The sequence below is a fragment of the Pseudorhizobium tarimense genome, assembly GCF_022968135.1.
In the GTDB taxonomy this organism is placed as follows: domain Bacteria; phylum Pseudomonadota; class Alphaproteobacteria; order Rhizobiales; family Rhizobiaceae; genus Neorhizobium; species Neorhizobium tarimense.
On sequence record NZ_JALJRA010000026.1, the window covers coordinates 35,759 to 51,573 of the forward strand.

Below are 15,815 nucleotides of genomic sequence, written 5' to 3' on the forward strand. Positions count from 1 at the left end.
CTGCGTGTCCGTGCTAGGAGGCGCAGGAATTTGGCTAACTTCCGAGCTAGACGCAGGAATTCCGCATGCCCGTACTCGATAGAGCTGACAGGGCTCTTCTTGATGCTGTTCAAAAGAACAACCGACTGACGTCGGAAGAACTGGCCCAGATCGTCAATCTCTCACCCACCGCCTGCCAGCGAAGATTGAAGCGGCTGCGTGAGGAGGGCGTGATTGAGGCGGACGTATCCATCATTTCGCCCAAGGCTGCCGGGCGCAGCATCACAATGATCGTTCTTGTATCGCTTGAGCGAGAGCGAGCAGACATCGTTGACCGTTTCAAGGCAGCGATCCGTGCGACGAAGGAAGTGATGATCGGCTACTACGTGACGGGCGACGCCGATTTCATTCTGGTCATCACCGCGAAGGACATGGAGGACTATGAAGCCTTCACCCGCCGGTTCTTCTACGAAAATCATGACATCAAAGGGTTCAAGACGATGGTGGTGATGGACCGGGTGAAGGCTGGCTTTGCATTCCCGATCATCGAACCATGAATAGGTTTACTCCTCTTCAGCAGGCCGCGCATTGAGTTACTGCACATTGAATGCACGTGGAGTGCGTCTCGCCAATCTGGAGTCAGCGCATGGGTCACCGCTTGACGTCTGAGACGCCAGTGCAATTCGTCAGGTGGTCCGGAACGGCTCTTACCCCGCCGGCCTCACCGAGAGACTGGTCTTGGGACTAACTTTGCCGTAAAATACCTATGCAAGTCAGGATAGGCTCTGCTGTCACCGCCTGCACATGGCCCCGTGATTGCGAAGCACGGTCTTGCTTCGCAACTGGTCTCCGAGATGTTTCTGTACATGGGAAGATTCCGAAGAGCCACCGACCGATCTTCCTGACCTGTATTGATCCACGGCGGATGTCGAAATCAAGAAGGAGGAAGCGCAATGGCCGCTTTGCAGCAAGTCGAGGGGCAAGAGCCTCTGGGGCCGACAACATCCTCGCGCCTCATTAAGTCCGTGCCTGATCTTCATCGTTCAACAACTGCGAAGATGGATTTCCTCCACAACCTGATGCGTCAGCAGGATCGTCCAGCTGAAGGGATGAGCTGGCGTCTGCTTCTCCTGGAGTGCGGTACGATCTGGGCGTGCTGTTCGGCAACGTCCGCGACTGGATGAACTACGTCGATCGTAGATTCAACGTTACGGCCCGCTCCTGCCAGTTCGACGGTGGCAGGCTGACCTCCAACAGATTGCTCGGATGCGATCCAGATCCATGGTGGCTACGGCTACATGCGCGACTATCCCATTGAGCGCATCTGCCGGGATGTGCGCATCTGCCAAATCTACGAAGGCGCCAGCTATGTGCAGCGGATGGTGATTGCGCGAAACCTGTAGCATCACCGCACGGTTGATCAACGGCGCGAGCGCTCATGCGGTGCTGTGGGCTGCCAGATCCGACGCTCCGTAAGTGACCTTGAAGCAGGCGGAGGAAGGGTTCCCTCATCACACTGCTTGAGCACCTGATAACCTAGGCGCTCTGCCGCTCAGTGAAGGTGCCTCAGCTTGTCCGGATTGCGCATCACATAGATCGCAGTCACCTTGCCGTCTTCGATGTCGAGCGCCGTGGTCTGCAGTTCGCCATCCGCCTCGCGGGTGATGAAGCCGGGCAGGCCATTGACCATGGTGATCCGCACAAGTTCCCAGCCGCCTTTCTCGAAGAAGCGCACCAGCGAACGCTGGACCTTCATGACGTCGTCGAGGCCGAAGAGCAGCCTAAGGGCTGCCGGGCGCTTGCCGCCACCATCGGAATGCAGGCTGACATCGGCCGAGAGCATGGCGGACAGCGTCGTCATGTCGCCGCTACGCGATGCAGCGAAGAAGGCCTGGGCAATTTCCAGTCCACGCTTCTTGTCGACCTTGAACCGGCTGCGCGCCTCGCGCACATGAGCGCGTGCTCGTGCCGCGAGTTGGCGGCAGGCAGGCGGCCCACGACCGATGGAGGCTGCCACCTCCTCGAATTCCAACCCGAAGACGTCGTGCAGCAGGAAAGCAGCGCGCTCCAACGGCGAGAGACGCTCCAGCGCCAGCATCAGCGGCAGGGTCACGTCCTCCTCTTCCTCCTCCTCCACGACAGGATCGGGAAGCCAGGGGCCGATATAGGTTTCCCGCTTCTTCCGCGCCGACTTCAGCTGATCGAGGCAGAGCCGGGTGACAGTGCGGCGCAGGAAGGCTTCTGGCTCGCGCACCTCGCTCCTGTCGGCCGTCATCCAGCGGATGAAGGCCTCCTGCACCACGTCCTCGGCATCGGCCACCGACCCCAGCATGCGATAGGCGACGCGGATCAGCTTGGGACGCAGCGGCGCGAAACTTGCTGCGGCATCCTCCTGAAGATCTTGGCGGCCGACGCTCTCCATCAGGCGACGGCCTTCGCTGCGTCGGGGATGGCGGGCGTATCGACCCACAGTCCAAAGCCGACTGCCAATCGGTTCCAGCCGTTGATGACATTGATCATCAGGGTTAGCTTCACCTGTTCCTCCTGCGTGAACTCCGCCTCCAGCGCTTGGCGTGCAGCCTCCAGCGCAGGACCTTCCGAGAGCCGCGTCAGAGCATCAGTCCAGGCGAGCGCGGCCTGTTCGCGATGCGTGTAGCACGGCGCCTCGTGCCAGGCCGAGAGCAGATAAATACGCTGCTCCGTCTCACCCTTGGCACGGGCCTCGGACGTATGCATGTTGATGCAGTTGGCGCAGCCGTTGAGCTGCGAGGAGCGGATCTTCACAAGTTCTATGAGGTTCCATTCCAGGCTTGCGGCTACATCCATCGACAGGCTCATCCACTTCTTCATCAGGGCGGGAGATGCGGCAAAGGGATCAAGTCTCGGTGTCATGGTCATGTCCTTTGTTGGAGTTACGACAACATGACGAGGCAGCATCGCACGGTGTGACATGGGAGGGATGCTTTTCTAGCGGTTAGTGCCGTTTGGCGCATACGCGAGAAGCCGCTCAGCCGACGGTCAACCCGCTCCGTCAGCCACTTGGGCGCTGCGTCAGGTGGGGAGCAGTTTAGCTCACTCTCCGCGTTCTGACACGCCCTTGATCGCCGCCCGCCGCTAAGCTGTCCGGTCGGTGATGCTTGGTTGAAAGTTGAAGCAGGCCATGAATGCGGGGGTAGATCGTTGTGGCGCACGCAAGGTGAGACTGAACGAAGTGCAGGCAGCGGCTGAGGCGCCCCACAGGACACATCCTCATCGAAAAACGGAACAGATCGCAAACCGTCTGAAACTTGTGCTTGTCATGCGTGGCATCTACTTGGCCGATAGCTAACAACCTAGACGAGGTTGGGGCTCAACCGTTGCCTAGGTCGTCTTATCGGCGCCCGACGAGGCCGCTTACCTGACGGGACAAAGCTTTACCATTGATCGAGCCTCGTGATGAATTGGGGGCAGGGCGCCTAAGCAAGCGCCTCAGCGGCACCCGCCGCGCAACATCTAAGCAGCCAGCTCAAAGACTTTTCCAGTTGCTCCCTCGCATTCCGGTCGAACGGTCGACCGTGTGCAAAGAGGATGACTGCTGGGTCAAGTGCCACCAACCGACGCGCTGCTTCTTTCGTCGCATGTCCTTTGAGCCTCAGGATCGCGCGCAAGTAGTTGGCGCTTTTCCGGTCGGAGCAACTACACCGGCGGCTCTTGCCATCCCGCGGAACAACTCGGAGAGCTTTGGTTCCAGGTTTTGCACCAGGTCGGTCAGGATAAGCGTCCGGCTTGCTCGCTGATAGAAACAGATCTCGCAGAAGCCGGCGACGCCCGGCACTGCCACCTGATCAATCTCCTCTGCCCAGGCAGCCGGTGACTGGGACGAAAGGTCTATCAAGCCGAACTTCTGAACATGCTAAGCCGCTACGGCTTCTCTCGGATGAGGCAGCGAGTTTCGTTTCACCACGCTGGGTCCCTCAGATGGCAGATGCGGCCGAGGTCATGGCAGGGATCAGCCGCAGGCCGGGCATCGTCTATTCGGCGCTGGTTCCTAACCTCGAGGGCTTCACCTCAGCCGTCGCCGCACATGTTGTCGATGAGGTGGCGATCTTGGCATCAGCCTCTGAGACATTTAGCCAGAAGAACATCAACTGCTCCATCGCAGAAAGCCTGAAGCGCTTTAGCCCAGTTGCAGACGCCGCGAAAGCTGCGGCGCTGCCGCTACGAGGCTATGTCTCGTGTGTCGTGGAATGTCCCTTCGAAGGACCAGTCGAGCCGGCATGTGGCGCGGGTCGTCGGGGCCTCTTTGCCCTTGGATGCCACGAAGTCAGTCGGGGATACTCTCGGCAAAGGCCGGCCGGATACCATTGCATCGCTGCTGGATGCGGTCCTTGCCATCGCACCCGTCAGCCGCCTTGCCGGCCACTATCACGACACCAATGGTCGTGCGGCAGAGAGCATCGAGGTGAGCTTGATCAAGGGACTGCGTGTCTTCGACAGTTCCATCGCTGGGTTGGGGGGCTGCCCCTATGCACCAGGAGCGAAAGGGAACTTTGATACTGTTAAGGTTGACGCGCTTCTACGCCATCTCGGCTACTGTACAGCCTTAGATGAACAACAATTGGCTGTAGCCGCCGCCTTCGCTCACCGCCTGAAGGACCAGAACCGGCACATCGCTTCCTAAATCCTAGCATCACGGGAAATACCCGCGATAGAGGAATGATTGGGGAGCGCGAACTTAGATGTCGGTCGCCGTAAGATAGTCCAACTCAGTCAAGACTTCGCGCACTGTGTTGATGCAGGCACGGATGTTAGAGCTGTCGGCGCGCGCGGGAAACTTGGCGAATACCGGAGTGTCTGGGATAGGAGGGTTTGTGGTTAGCAGGCGGACTGACCCGTCTTCAACTTCCCGGTCAGCCATCTTGCTTGGATAGACGCCGATGGCCACTCCCGTATTGACGAGATGGGCAAGCATGGCGACGCTGTTGCAGATGTCGAGCCGTTTTGGGCTGAGGCCGGCACTGGCGAACCAGCCTCTCACCTGCCGATAGTTGATGCTCCCTATCGGGTTGGAGATGATCGGATGTATCATCAGGTCACGGGGGGTCACCATTGCTGGGAGGTTCCATCGCGTGGACGCCACCCATGATGTGGGTTGAGCGCCCAGCGGCACCAGCCGAAAATCCTCATGTTCCGTCGGGTTGACCAGGAAGGCGAGGTCCAGTTCGCGGGCATGAAGATCTGGCTCGATGAACGGCGTGGTCGAAACCATCAGTTCTGGGCTGAGGTCAGGATAGTACTGGTGCAATTTTGCCAAGATCGGCGAGAGGCAAATGATGGCAAAGCCTTCGGAAAAGCCCACGCGGATTCGTCCCCCGACCCGCTGCCCGTGTTTCTGCGAGGCGATCTTCTCCACCCCATCCAACACCTCTCTGGCATCTTCAAGCAATGCCAATCCGTTCGAAGACAGTCGTATCCCCCGTCCGATGCGGTCGAACAGACTTGCTCCAAGCTCCGTCTCCAAAGATTTCAGACGAAGCGATATCGTTGGCTGTGAGAGATTGAGGCGCCTTGCAGCCTGGTCTACTGACTGCAAAGTCGCTGTCCAATAGAAGGCTTCCAGTTGTGCTACCGTGATGCGACTCATTGGCTTTCTCAATGGGAAGGGCGGACATAATTTAATTTGTTCCTGGAAAATTAAATCGCTAAGCCCCTGAGGACAAGTTCGGACGGGAGGGGCTGAGTGTCGGACAGTGCGCGTGTTGTCAAAGTGGAAGGCTTCGAGCTTCGTTGCAAGATGCCCACTGTAGCCGGGAACGCGCTGCGGGTCTTCAAGGAGCGCGTAGTCTTACTTGTCAAGCTGACAACAGCGTCCGGTGCCGTGGGATGGGGGGAGACCTGGGCCTACCCAGGTCCGGCGAGCGTTTTGATCAAGACGTCTCTCGCACCCATCGTTTTGGGAGCAGATGCCACCAACCCGCGAGCCCTGCAGGCGCGGATGCTCAAGGTCGCCGTACCGGATCGGCGCGGGCAGGCGCATATGGCCGTCAGCGCCGTCGATATCGCTGCTTGGGATGCCTTCGGACACGTGGTGGGAAGGCCAATCCACGCGCTTCTTGGCGGCGCGGTGCGCGACAAGATCATGACCTATGCCAGCGGTCCGCTGCTGCCGGCGGGTGATGACCGGTACGCGGGTTTCGCTGACGAAATAACGCGTTACGTACAAGCCGGATTTCAGGCGGTTAAAATCCGCATCGGCGCCTCGATGCGTGAGGATCTACGGGTGATCCGGGAAGCGCGCGCTATCCTTGGTAAGGAAGCTTTCCTGATGGCCGACCTCAACGAATCGTCGAACGTAAGGGATGCGGTGCTGCTCGCTCAAGCTGCAAGCGACGCCGACCTCGGTTGGCTCGAAGAGCCGGTCTCGCACGACAACCTTCCTGCCTACAAACGCCTGTCAAAACTTTTGCCGGTCCCACTCGCCGGCGGCGAATCCTTCTGCGGCGTCCAGGCCTTCCGTGATGTGCTTTGCGACGGTTCGCTCGACGTCGTGCAACCAGACCTGGCGTTGTGTGGCGGTATTACTGAAGGCATGCGCATTGCCGGTCTGGCCGATGCATTCGAAGTGCCGGTCGCGCCACACGTCTGGGGATCTTGCGTCAATTTTCTGGCCTCGTTGCAGTACGCAGCTGTCTTGAGCCCGCGCCAGGGTCGTATCCCGTTTCCGCTGTTTGAATACGACATGAGCTTCAACCCGCTGCGGGCGCTGATCTACGACGCCATGCCGGACGCTGACGGCAGACTTGCGATTCCGGACGGGCCGGGACTCGGCGTGGAGATCGATATCGACCGTTTGGCCGAGCATGTGAAGGATTATTGGGTGCTGGAGCTTTGACAATCGTCCAGCAATTTTGTGAGGAGGAGAAACGACATGAAACGGTATTTGATCGCAGCCTGCTTAGCCCTTGGGATGACAAATGCAGCCCATGCTGATCCGGTAAGAACACTGAACCTCGGCTTCGTCGGCGGGGCGAATGCGCCTGAGGCGATCGCGATGGGGCAATTCGCCGAAGAGGTGCTGGACAAAACCAATGGACGGCTTGCCGTGCGCCTGCAGGGTGGCGGCGCGCTTGGTGGGGATCGGGAGGTGATCGAAGGGGTTCAGCTCGGCGTCATTGACATGACCGTCGTAAGCACCTCGATCGTCGTCAACTTCGCTCCAGAGTTCGCGTTGTTCGACATTCCGTTCCTGTTTCGCGACTTCGACCACGCCGAAGCCGTTTTGGGTGGCCCGGTTGGACAGGAGATGCTCGATGGGCTGCCGGACAAGGGACTGGTCGGGCTCGCCTTCGGCGGAATGGGTTTTCGTCAGCTCACCAATAATGTTCGTCCCGTCAAGACGCCCGCGGACGTTGAGGGTCTGAAGATCCGCACTCAGCAGAATGACCTCCATATTGCCGTCTGGAGAGACCTCGGCGTGCTGCCGACGCCAATGGCAATACCAGAGGTGTATTCGGCGCTTCAGCAGGGTGTGGTGGATGGCCAGGAAAACCCCGTTGGGGCAATCATCAACAACCGCTTTGGCGAAGTGCAAAAATACATGAGCCTCACCGACCACGCGTTCACGCCTCTGGTTCTGCTCGTCTCGCCGAGCGTCTACTCGTCACTGTCGGACGAGGACAAGGCGATCTTCGTGACCGCGGCCAAGAACGCCATGGAACGCAATCGCAAGGAGGTCGACGCGGTCCTGCAGACCGGGATCGAGACCCTTGAGTCTCAAGGTGTCTCGGTGACCACCGACGTCGATAAGGCGGCCTTCCGTGCAGAGTTGGATGACCTCTATCGCGACTTTGCGCAGCGATTTGGGCAGGACAAGCTCGACGCGATCAGCGAGACCAAGTGATGCCCCTCCGGTCTTCTCTTGTCTCGGCCTTCCTCGCCGTGGAAGGCCGGGTAACGCAGGCGGCGGTGGCCTTAGGCACCGCCGGACTTGCGATCGCATCTGTCGTCGGTCTCTATCAGGTTGTCTCCCGCTTCGTCCTTCACGCTCCCGCATCGTGGTCAGAACCGCTCGTACAAGCGACCCTGATCTGGATGACATATGTTGCGCTTGCTGGCGCTATTCGCACCGGAACCTTGATTTCGGTCGATCTGATGCTGAGCGTCAGCACTGGAAGATTGAGACGGCTGACCAAGGCGATCATCACCGTTTCCATTCTGGCTCTTCTGGCAGTGCTGTTCTGGTTCGGCACCATGCTCGTTTGGCGGGTTCGCTCTCAGACGATGGCAGGGCTGGGCATTTCCGCCTCCTGGGCCTATGCCGCGCTTCCGGTGGGTTCGGTCCTTTCGGCGCTTGCACTCGTCGCTCACGTTCTCGATCCGAGCGAAACTGGCGACCATCGCACAGAAAACGCCGGCTAGGAGACCGCCATGCTTCTGTTGATGATCTTTTCGCTGGTGCTGCTGATGGCGCTCTCTGTGCCGGTAGCAGTTGCCATAGGGCTAGCGGGAATTCTCGGAACCGTCAGCTTTTCGAACCTGCCGCTAATTGTCGTGCCACAGCAGGCATTCATTGCGCTCGACAAATTTCCGCTCGCTGCCATTCCTTTCTTCATCCTGGCCGGTAACCTGATGGCGGCAGGCGGTATATCCTCGCGGCTGGTCGACCTCGTCGAAAGCGTGATGGGCGAGACCCGCGGCGGGTTGCCGCTGACCTGCATCGTCGTCTGCATGATATTTGCGGCTGTCTCTGGATCGAGTGTCGCCACCACCTACGCAATCGGGGCGATCTTGATCCCGGCCATGGTGCGACAGAACTACCCGGTCGGGTTTGCCGCCTCGCTTCAGGCCACCTCTGCGGAGTTGGGCGTTATCATCCCGCCGTCAATCCCGATGATTCTTTACGGCGTTTCGGCAAATGCGCCAGTTGGCGATCTCTTCGTTGCCGGGCTTGGTCCCGGAGTATTGATCGCTATGGCGCTCGGATTGTTCGTGATCATGTGGGCGCGCACCAGGCATCAGCCGGTAGTCTCTGAGCTGGCGAAGAAGGAGTTCCTGCCAAGTCTGCGCCGCTCGATCCTTGCGCTTGCGATGCCGGTCATCATTCTCGGCGGTATCTACGGCGGCGTGTTCACACCAACCGAAGCCTCTGTCATTGCGGTATTCTACGCACTGGCTGTAAGCCTGCTGATTTATCGCGAGATGAGCCTGAGGGATCTTCTGGACGTTCTGCGACGGTCCACCCTTTCCTCCGCCATCATCATGTTCATCATTTCGATGGCGGGCTTGTTCTCCTTCGTGCTTACGCGTGCCGGCGTGCCCGCAGCGATCAGCGCGTGGATCGCTGAGACTTTCGATAGCGGCCTCACATTCCTGCTGGCGGTCAACATACTGCTGTTTTTGATCGGTATGTTCGTGGAGACGTCTGCCTCGATTGTCGTGATCGCGCCGATATTGGCGCCGGTCGCCGCCCGTTATGGCGTCGATCCTGTCCATTTCGGAATGATCATGATCACCAATCTCGCGCTCGGAATGATCACGCCCCCATTCGGCGTCAATCTATTCGCGGCCGCTGCCGTTGCAAAGATCTCGCTTCACAGGATGGTGCCCTACCTCGTGCCTTTGGTGGGCGTCATCGTGCTTTGCCTCGCGTTCATTACCTACGTTCCAATGATTAGCCTCGGGTCTCTGTATCTGTTTGGAGTCCGCTAGAAAGCTGTTGCCGTCCGGATCATTGGGAGGGTCTTGTGGAGACTGGGTCGAAACCAACCATTCTTATCCATCAATCTATAAGCGACGCCGTGAAGCCATGTCTGCGAGACCGCTTCAACCTGATTGAAATCGAGGGGGCAGACATCGCACGCTTGCCGCCCAATGCGGCAGCAAGCGTGCGGGCAGCGGACTGCATCGGCCAGTTCGACACGGCGCACTTAGAAAAGCTGCCGAACCTGGAGCTGATTGCCACCTTTGGAGTCGGTTATGACGGCATCGATGCACGACAAGCGGCGACAAGAGGGGTCGTGGTTACCGACACGCCGGACGTCCTTACCGAAGAGGTGGCTGATGCGACAATGGGGGTGCTGATCAACTCTGTTCGGCAATTTCCAATGGCCGAGGCTTGGGTTCGGTCAGGCCATTGGGGCCGCGGTCTTTGGAATTCCGATTGCTTATCATACTAGGCGTCCGATAGGGGGAGGTGAGCTATCTCTATCACTCCTAGCTGCGGGGTTGGCTCAGGCCTGCGACACGTTGATCTCACTTATCCCCGGCAGTGCATTGACGGGCCGGATCATCAACAGGGAGATTTTCCAGGCGCTCCGACCGCGGGAGGTGTTCATTCGATGTCGGACGGGAATCAACGGTTGATGAGGAAGCGCTGATCGATGCGCTGCGCGATGGCACCATCGCTGCTGCGGGATTGGACGTGTCTGCCGATGAACCCAACGTCCCGCAGCGATTGCTGGACCTCCACAACGTCACTTTGCTGCCGCATATAGCTGCCGCTACTGTGGACACTAGAGCTGCCGTCGCCAATCTCGTGATCGAAAATGTGCTGAGTTGGTTTTCGAGCGGGCTGGCGCTGACGCCAGTGCCTGAAGCAACGGCTTTTCCGGAGGTTCGGATCAACCCCGCGTTGACACTACCGTAGATGCCAAACAGGCAAAATAATCTGCGTTAAACCGCATGACGCAACATATCTGGTCAATGAACTTGGGTTTGTCGGTGTCAACCTCAATCCCGATCCTTCAGGCGGGCATTGGTCAGGTGACCCGATCACCCATCACTCCTGGTATCCCCTTTACGAGAAGCTTTGCGAGCTGGAAGTCCCGGCGATGATCCACGTGTCGTCGTCCTGCAATCACAACTTCCATGCCACCGGCGCGCATTACATCAACGCCGATACCACGGCGTTCATGCAGCTCATCCAGGGCGACCTCTTCAAGGATTTCCCGACGCTCAGGTTCATCATCCCCCACGGTGGCGGAGCAGTTCCATATCACTGGGGGCGGTACCGCGGCCTGGCGCAGGAATTGAAGCGGCCGACACTTGACCAGCACCTGCTCAACAACGTGTTTTTTCGATACCTGCGTCTACCACCAGGCGGGCATCGATCTCCTCGCACGTGTAATCCCCATCGACAACATCCTGTTCGCGTCGGAGATGCTCGGCGCCGTCAAGGGGATCGATCCGGATACCGGGCACCACGTCGACGACACTAAGCGATACATCGATGCCCTTCAGGGGCTAGATGACGAGCAGCGCCACAAGATCTTCGAAGGCAACGCCCTCCGGGTCTATCCCCGACTGAAGCGACGCTTGGAAAACATCTGTGGAAGACAGGGCGTCTCCGCATGAGCAGTCAGTCTCGGTTAAACGGTCTGATCGCGAAGCTGGAGGCTGGCGACGTCGCCTACTCCCTTTTCGCTCCCACAAGCATCGAAGTAGCCGTGGAGCTGCAGGTCTCATCTTACGATGGTGTGGTCTTTGAGGGGGAGCACCGTGGATGGGATATCAACGGCCTGCGCGACAGCCTGCAGTACCTGCTTAACCGCCAGCAGATATTGCGACAAGGGACGCCTGCTCCGGCGATCACGCCCCTTGCGCGCATTCCCGCCAACGGGGCAGAGCGGAACCAGTTCCTTGCGAAACAGGCTCTGGATATCGGCTGCTACGGCGTCGTCTGGCCTCACGTGAGCACTGTGAGGGAGGCCTACAACGCGGTCGCAGCCTGCCGCTACCCGCGGCTGAAGGACAGGGCCCTTCATCAGCCTGCCGGGCTGCGTGGGGATGGGCCAATGGCCGCGGCAAGCTACTGGGGGATCTCGCAGCAGGAGTATTACAGGCGGTCGGATGTATGGCCGCTGGATCGCGAGGGAGAGATCCTGACGATTCTGCAGATCGAAGATACCGCAGGGATCGACAACTTGCCGGAAATCCTGCGCAATGTTCCAGGTATAGGAGTGATCCTCGTTGGCGAGGGAGACCTTAGCCAGGAACTCGGACATCCCCGCGAGGCCGAACATCCGGCTGTTCTTGAAGCTATCGATGCAATAGCCCGCATCTGCAAGGAGCACGGGGTAGTCGCCGGCCATCCTCATGCCAGTGCTGGCAACGCTGCGCGCCTTGTGGAGCAAGGCTTCCGCTTCCTGATGTGCGCCGCACCGCGCAATTTCGGGCCGCTCAAGGCGCTGAAAGAGACGGTTTCATCTGTCGTGCCTTGAGGAGACGTGAATCACCTTGCCGCCGAGGCAGGCGAAGAACTCGCGAGAAGTGACGGTCAGGAAAGGTTCGCCTCGAAGTGCGTCGCGCCCGAAGTGGGCTTCGGAGAACTCGCCGCCGTTGTTTAGAAATATGGAGGTTGTCTTGGTTTCGAAAGTCAAACTCGACATTTCGATTGCTGAATATCCGCATACCGAAAAGATCATCAGCGGAGAAATACAAATAGAAGGCGTCGAGCCGAACTTCATCAGCGTCAAGCCGCAGATCGGCGCCTACCGCCGGATGGTTCGCAATCACGAATTCGACGTGTGCGAAATCGCCCCAACGACGTACATCATCGCCCGCGCCTACGGCGCGCCTTTCGTCGGGCTTCCGATCTTCCTGATGCGTCAGTTCAACCACAGCGCATTGCTGGTTCGACCAGATGCGGGGATCAAGGTGCCGAAGGACCTGGAAGGACACAAGGTCGGCGTGCGAGCCTATTCGGTCACGACAGGCGTTTGGCTTCGCGCAGCTTTGATCGAAGATTTCGGTCTGGACAGCTCGAAGGTTACCTGGGTCGTGGACGACGAGGAGCACGTGCTAGAACTTGATTTGCCACCGAACGTCATCCACACCCAGAACGGGCGTACACTTTCCGATATGATGGCTGACGGCGAGTTGATAGCTGCTTTCGCCGGTAATGCCGGAGTAGGGCGCACCGGTGCGCCGACTGGTGGAAGGTGGCAGGTCGTCGAAACCGATTATCCGCCGCTTTTCCCGAGTGCTGCCTCTGTGGAACAGGAATATTTTCAGAGGACGGGGATCTACCCGATCCACGGTATGATCGTTGTGAAGGACGCAGTCCTTGCGGAGCACCCTTGGGTAGCAAGGTCCCTTTTTGATGCCTTCACCAAGGCCAAAGTGCTGTGGCTAGAGGATTTCCGCTCCGGCACCTCCAGCTCGAAGCTCAACGAGAAATACAGGAAGCTCAGCAAGATCGTTGGGCCGGATCCGCTGCCTTATGGGCTTGCGGACAACATGCCGAGCATCGAGGCCCTTGCTCGCGCCGCAGACAACCAGAAGATGACGCCGCGCCGGCTAAAGTTTTCGGAGCTGTTCGTTGATCCTGAGAGGGTCTGAATCGCTGAATTGGGTGGAGAGGCTCGCGAGAAGGGTAAAGCGGGTGTTCAAGTCTGGGACGACGAACACCGCCAGGGGAAGAGTTCAGATTTCTTTAAAGCGAAGACGCTTAACAAGCGCGTTGCTCGAGACTAACCACATTCATCCCATCGGCCCCTTTGAGCGTGGAGGTGGTTTGTTAACGCTTCTATCGTGCCTGCCAATGACCAGGCATAGTCCTTCAGCATTGTACCGCACCGCCCCCTTGTGCAAGGTCGACACAATGGCTGATCGTGCTCTGAAAGTCATGCTTTGCTCTCATTGGGCGCAGTCCTGTTCATGACCGTGTCGCCTATCGACGTGCGGCCAAATGATCTCGTGTCGGTGACCATCGATTGGGTCGGGGCATACGCAGTGATGGCGATGTTGTTCGTGGTCGCCTTCCCTCGTCATTGGCTGCTCACTGCTACTGCGATGATGTTGAGCGCGGCAGTGATCGAACTGCTCCAGTACCTATCTTCCACCCGCCATCCCAGTGCAGCGGATGCTCCCATCGAGGCCTTCGGCGCGGGAGCTGGTTCGCTGGCGATGGTGGAGAGGATGACCACGCCGGGTATGGCCACGACCCCGTTCTACCTCGATTCAGGGGGGCGAGCTGTTTCGTCACGTCACCAGTCCGAGCCTCTGGCGTTAGTACCACTCGCTTTACACGCTTCGGTCGGTCATCATCCCCTGCCGGTCTGGCGGACGAATAAGCGGCGCTTGATTTAAGCGCAGTGCACAAAAAATGGCGCCGCGTTGCACGGCTGTGAACCGCTGTGAGAATGTTCGAACCTATCGACCTTCCTTTCTTGTTTTAAATCAATGCCCTGTCGAACTGGCACGCCGATTGCGTTTTTGGGGATCAGGCCCTCGGGCCACGACATTGGCGTCCAACGACGGGCGCTTCGCCAGCAAAGCCGCTGACCAGGACCACACGCATGGATTTACCGTGCGGGTTGGATCTGGCCAGCGGCTTTTTGTTTTTCAATCCCAAGATGGAGCGGCACGACCTTGTCGGGCCTCGGAGAAGCCATGTCTGAAATCAAACAGCTCTCATCCCCACGCGAACCCGCTATCGCGCTTTGGTTGTCCACCTTCGCCTTCACCATCTGTTTTGCCGTCTGGACGATCTTTGCGATCATCGGCATTCGCATCAAGCAAGACCTCGGCCTGTCGGAAGCGCAGTTCGGCCTGCTCGTTGGCACGCCAATCCTGAGCGGGTCGCTGGTGCGCATTTTGCTCGGTGTGTGGACACCGCGTTTTGGTGGACGCCTCGTGTACACGCTGACGATGCTGGCGGCGGCCGTATCCACGCTCCTGCTCTCTCACGCCACGACCTTCCCGCAGATGCTGCTTGCCGGCCTCGGTGTGGGGTTAGCCGGTGGATCTTTTGCGGTCGGTGTCGCCTATATCTCGCCGTTCTTTCGGGCAGAGAAACAGGGTACTGTGTTGGGCATCTTCGGGGCCGGAAATGTCGGCGCAGCGCTCACAAAATTCGTCGCGCCCTTCGTGCTCGTCGCCGCCGGCTGGCAAATGGTGGCGCAAGTCTGGGCGGTCGTGCTGATCGTCACCGCCTGCCTCTTCTGGTTCATCACGAGTGACGACCCGGCCTTCCGGAGCCGTCGCGACGGCAAGACGCCCAAGCGCAGCCTCCTTCAAGAGCTTGCGCCGCTGAAGAAGGCCCAGGTCTGGCGTTTTTCACTGTATTACTTTTTCGCCTTCGGTGGGTTTGTTGCGCTGGCGCTCTGGCTGCCACGCTACCTCGTCGGCGTCTATGGCTTCGATATCGCTACTGCTGGCATGGTCGCCGCCGCCTATTCCGTACCCGGCAGTATATTTCGGGCGCTGGGAGGCATGCTGTCGGACCGGAAGGGTGCGCGCTCGGTCATGTATTGCGTGTTCGCAGTCTCTGCAGTGGCAACGCTTATCCTGTCGCTCCCGTCAGGCATCACGCCGGGGGTTTTCATCGTCGTGGTCTTTATTCTCGGCTTCGTGATGAGCCTCGGCAAGGCGGCAGTCTACAAGCACATCCCGGCCTATTATCCCGACAGCGTTGGCGCAGTTGGAGGTGTCGTCGGAATGGTCGGTGGCCTCGGCGGTTTTATCCTGCCCATCGCCTTCGGTCTCCTCAAGGATGCAACCGGCCTGTGGTCGAGCTGCTTCCTGCTGCTTTTCGTCGTCGTCGCCATCTCACTGATCTGGATGCACCTTTCCATCCGCCAGATGCAGCGCCCCGCCGTCTCCGCCGTCGCAGCATAGTTGTAAGGAAACACCATGACTGAGAAACTCGTAATCATCGGCAATGGCATGGCTCCGGGCCGCATGCTGGAACACCTCTTCGAGCAGGCGCCGGGCCGCTACAAGGTGGCCATCTTCAATGCCGAGCCGCGGGTAAACTACGACCGCATCATGCTCTCACCGGTCCTTTCGGGGGAGAAGACCTTCGAGCAGATCGTCATTCATGGTGACGGCTGGTACGTCGATCACGGGATCACCCT

At 59.0% G+C, this 15,815-nt stretch carries 15 protein-coding genes and 3 pseudogenes; 15 read left to right on the forward strand and 3 right to left on the reverse strand.

The window, feature by feature from the left end:
- Positions 1-65 precede the first annotated feature (65 nt).
- Entirely contained in the window at positions 66-536 is a 471-nt protein-coding gene (locus MUU54_RS22285) for an Lrp/AsnC family transcriptional regulator (protein WP_247246155.1), read from the forward strand.
- A gap of 702 nt (positions 537-1,238) precedes the next feature.
- Positions 1,239-1,382, forward strand: a pseudogene (locus tag MUU54_RS22290) (acyl-CoA dehydrogenase family protein); the annotation flags it as partial.
- 149 nt (positions 1,383-1,531) lie between these two features.
- On the opposite strand, the gene MUU54_RS22295 reads toward MUU54_RS22290, so the two are convergent.
- Positions 1,532-2,401 (reverse strand): sigma-70 family RNA polymerase sigma factor, encoded by an 870-nt coding sequence (locus MUU54_RS22295; RefSeq protein ID WP_247246156.1) that lies wholly within the window; start codon positions 2,399-2,401, stop codon positions 1,532-1,534.
- On the reverse strand, positions 2,401-2,871 hold the full coding sequence (locus MUU54_RS22300; protein WP_247246157.1) for a carboxymuconolactone decarboxylase family protein: 471 nt from the start codon (positions 2,869-2,871) through the stop codon (positions 2,401-2,403). The genes MUU54_RS22295 and MUU54_RS22300 overlap by 1 nt, the downstream gene beginning before the upstream one ends.
- A 988-nt stretch (positions 2,872-3,859) precedes the next feature.
- Here MUU54_RS22300 and MUU54_RS22305 point away from each other — a divergent pair.
- Positions 3,860-4,639 (forward strand): annotated as a pseudogene (locus MUU54_RS22305) (hydroxymethylglutaryl-CoA lyase); the annotation flags it as partial.
- 54 nt (positions 4,640-4,693) lie between these two features.
- On the opposite strand, the gene MUU54_RS22310 reads toward MUU54_RS22305, so the two are convergent.
- Positions 4,694-5,602 carry a LysR family transcriptional regulator gene (locus tag MUU54_RS22310; RefSeq protein ID WP_247246158.1) on the reverse strand — a complete coding sequence of 303 codons (909 nt, stop codon included), beginning with the start codon at positions 5,600-5,602 and terminating at the stop codon, positions 4,694-4,696.
- A gap of 150 nt (positions 5,603-5,752) precedes the next feature.
- Here MUU54_RS22310 and MUU54_RS22315 point away from each other — a divergent pair, with 150 nt between their 5' ends.
- The 12 genes and pseudogenes from MUU54_RS22315 to MUU54_RS22370 all read left to right on the forward strand — a co-directional run.
- Positions 5,753-6,850 (forward strand): mandelate racemase/muconate lactonizing enzyme family protein, encoded by a 1,098-nt coding sequence (locus tag MUU54_RS22315; protein WP_247246168.1) that lies wholly within the window; start codon positions 5,753-5,755, stop codon positions 6,848-6,850.
- A 36-nt stretch (positions 6,851-6,886) separates the two neighbouring features.
- Positions 6,887-7,858 (forward strand): TRAP transporter substrate-binding protein DctP, encoded by a 972-nt coding sequence (gene dctP, locus MUU54_RS22320; RefSeq protein ID WP_247246159.1) that lies wholly within the window; start codon positions 6,887-6,889, stop codon positions 7,856-7,858.
- Positions 7,858-8,376, forward strand: coding sequence for a TRAP transporter small permease (locus tag MUU54_RS22325; RefSeq protein WP_247246160.1), 519 nt, complete (start codon positions 7,858-7,860; stop codon positions 8,374-8,376). Before dctP ends, MUU54_RS22325 begins: the two co-directional genes overlap by 1 nt.
- 9 nt (positions 8,377-8,385) lie before the next feature.
- The gene (locus tag MUU54_RS22330; protein WP_247246161.1) at positions 8,386-9,666 is read left to right on the forward strand and encodes a TRAP transporter large permease; all 1,281 of its coding nucleotides are present in this window, start codon (positions 8,386-8,388) and stop codon (positions 9,664-9,666) included.
- 89 nt (positions 9,667-9,755) lie between these two features.
- A complete protein-coding gene (locus MUU54_RS22335) occupies positions 9,756-10,133 on the forward strand; it encodes a Rossmann-fold NAD(P)-binding domain-containing protein (protein ID WP_247246162.1) in 378 nt (125 codons plus the stop codon).
- A gap of 209 nt (positions 10,134-10,342) precedes the next feature.
- Positions 10,343-10,603 (forward strand): NAD(P)-dependent oxidoreductase, encoded by a 261-nt coding sequence (locus tag MUU54_RS22340; RefSeq protein WP_247246169.1) that lies wholly within the window; start codon positions 10,343-10,345, stop codon positions 10,601-10,603.
- Between the two features lie 52 nt (positions 10,604-10,655).
- Positions 10,656-11,310, forward strand: a pseudogene (locus MUU54_RS22345) (amidohydrolase family protein); the annotation flags it as partial.
- Positions 11,307-12,176 (forward strand): HpcH/HpaI aldolase family protein, encoded by an 870-nt coding sequence (locus tag MUU54_RS22350; protein ID WP_247246163.1) that lies wholly within the window; start codon positions 11,307-11,309, stop codon positions 12,174-12,176. The pseudogene MUU54_RS22345 and the gene MUU54_RS22350, both read left to right, overlap by 4 nt.
- 142 nt (positions 12,177-12,318) lie before the next feature.
- A complete protein-coding gene (locus MUU54_RS22355; protein WP_247246164.1) occupies positions 12,319-13,296 on the forward strand; it encodes an ABC transporter substrate-binding protein in 978 nt (325 codons plus the stop codon).
- Between the two features lie 318 nt (positions 13,297-13,614).
- Positions 13,615-14,046, forward strand: a complete 432-nt coding sequence (locus MUU54_RS22360; RefSeq protein ID WP_247246165.1) for a VanZ family protein — start codon at positions 13,615-13,617, stop codon at positions 14,044-14,046.
- Between the two features lie 303 nt (positions 14,047-14,349).
- Positions 14,350-15,576 (forward strand): MFS transporter, encoded by a 1,227-nt coding sequence (locus MUU54_RS22365; protein ID WP_247246166.1) that lies wholly within the window; start codon positions 14,350-14,352, stop codon positions 15,574-15,576.
- 15 nt (positions 15,577-15,591) lie between these two features.
- A partial coding sequence (locus tag MUU54_RS22370; RefSeq protein ID WP_247246167.1) for a hypothetical protein occupies positions 15,592-15,815 on the forward strand: 224 nt, incomplete at its 3' end.

What these genes read in the sequence shown, in the direction of transcription:
- MUU54_RS22285 (WP_247246155.1), top strand. Translation starts at nt 66, where the DNA reads ATGCCCGTACTCGATAGAGCTGACAGGGCTCTTCTTGATGCTGTTCAA.
- MUU54_RS22295 (WP_247246156.1), bottom strand. Translation starts at nt 2,401, where the DNA reads ATGGAGAGCGTCGGCCGCCAAGATCTTCAGGAGGATGCCGCAGCAAGT.
- MUU54_RS22300 (WP_247246157.1), bottom strand. Translation starts at nt 2,871, where the DNA reads ATGACACCGAGACTTGATCCCTTTGCCGCATCTCCCGCCCTGATGAAG.
- MUU54_RS22310 (WP_247246158.1), bottom strand. Translation starts at nt 5,602, where the DNA reads ATGAGTCGCATCACGGTAGCACAACTGGAAGCCTTCTATTGGACAGCG.
- MUU54_RS22315 (WP_247246168.1), top strand. Translation starts at nt 5,753, where the DNA reads ATGCCCACTGTAGCCGGGAACGCGCTGCGGGTCTTCAAGGAGCGCGTA.
- dctP (WP_247246159.1), top strand. Translation starts at nt 6,887, where the DNA reads ATGAAACGGTATTTGATCGCAGCCTGCTTAGCCCTTGGGATGACAAAT.
- MUU54_RS22325 (WP_247246160.1), top strand. Translation starts at nt 7,858, where the DNA reads ATGCCCCTCCGGTCTTCTCTTGTCTCGGCCTTCCTCGCCGTGGAAGGC.
- MUU54_RS22330 (WP_247246161.1), top strand. Translation starts at nt 8,386, where the DNA reads ATGCTTCTGTTGATGATCTTTTCGCTGGTGCTGCTGATGGCGCTCTCT.
- MUU54_RS22350 (WP_247246163.1), top strand. Translation starts at nt 11,307, where the DNA reads ATGAGCAGTCAGTCTCGGTTAAACGGTCTGATCGCGAAGCTGGAGGCT.
- MUU54_RS22360 (WP_247246165.1), top strand. Translation starts at nt 13,615, where the DNA reads ATGACCGTGTCGCCTATCGACGTGCGGCCAAATGATCTCGTGTCGGTG.
- MUU54_RS22365 (WP_247246166.1), top strand. Translation starts at nt 14,350, where the DNA reads ATGTCTGAAATCAAACAGCTCTCATCCCCACGCGAACCCGCTATCGCG.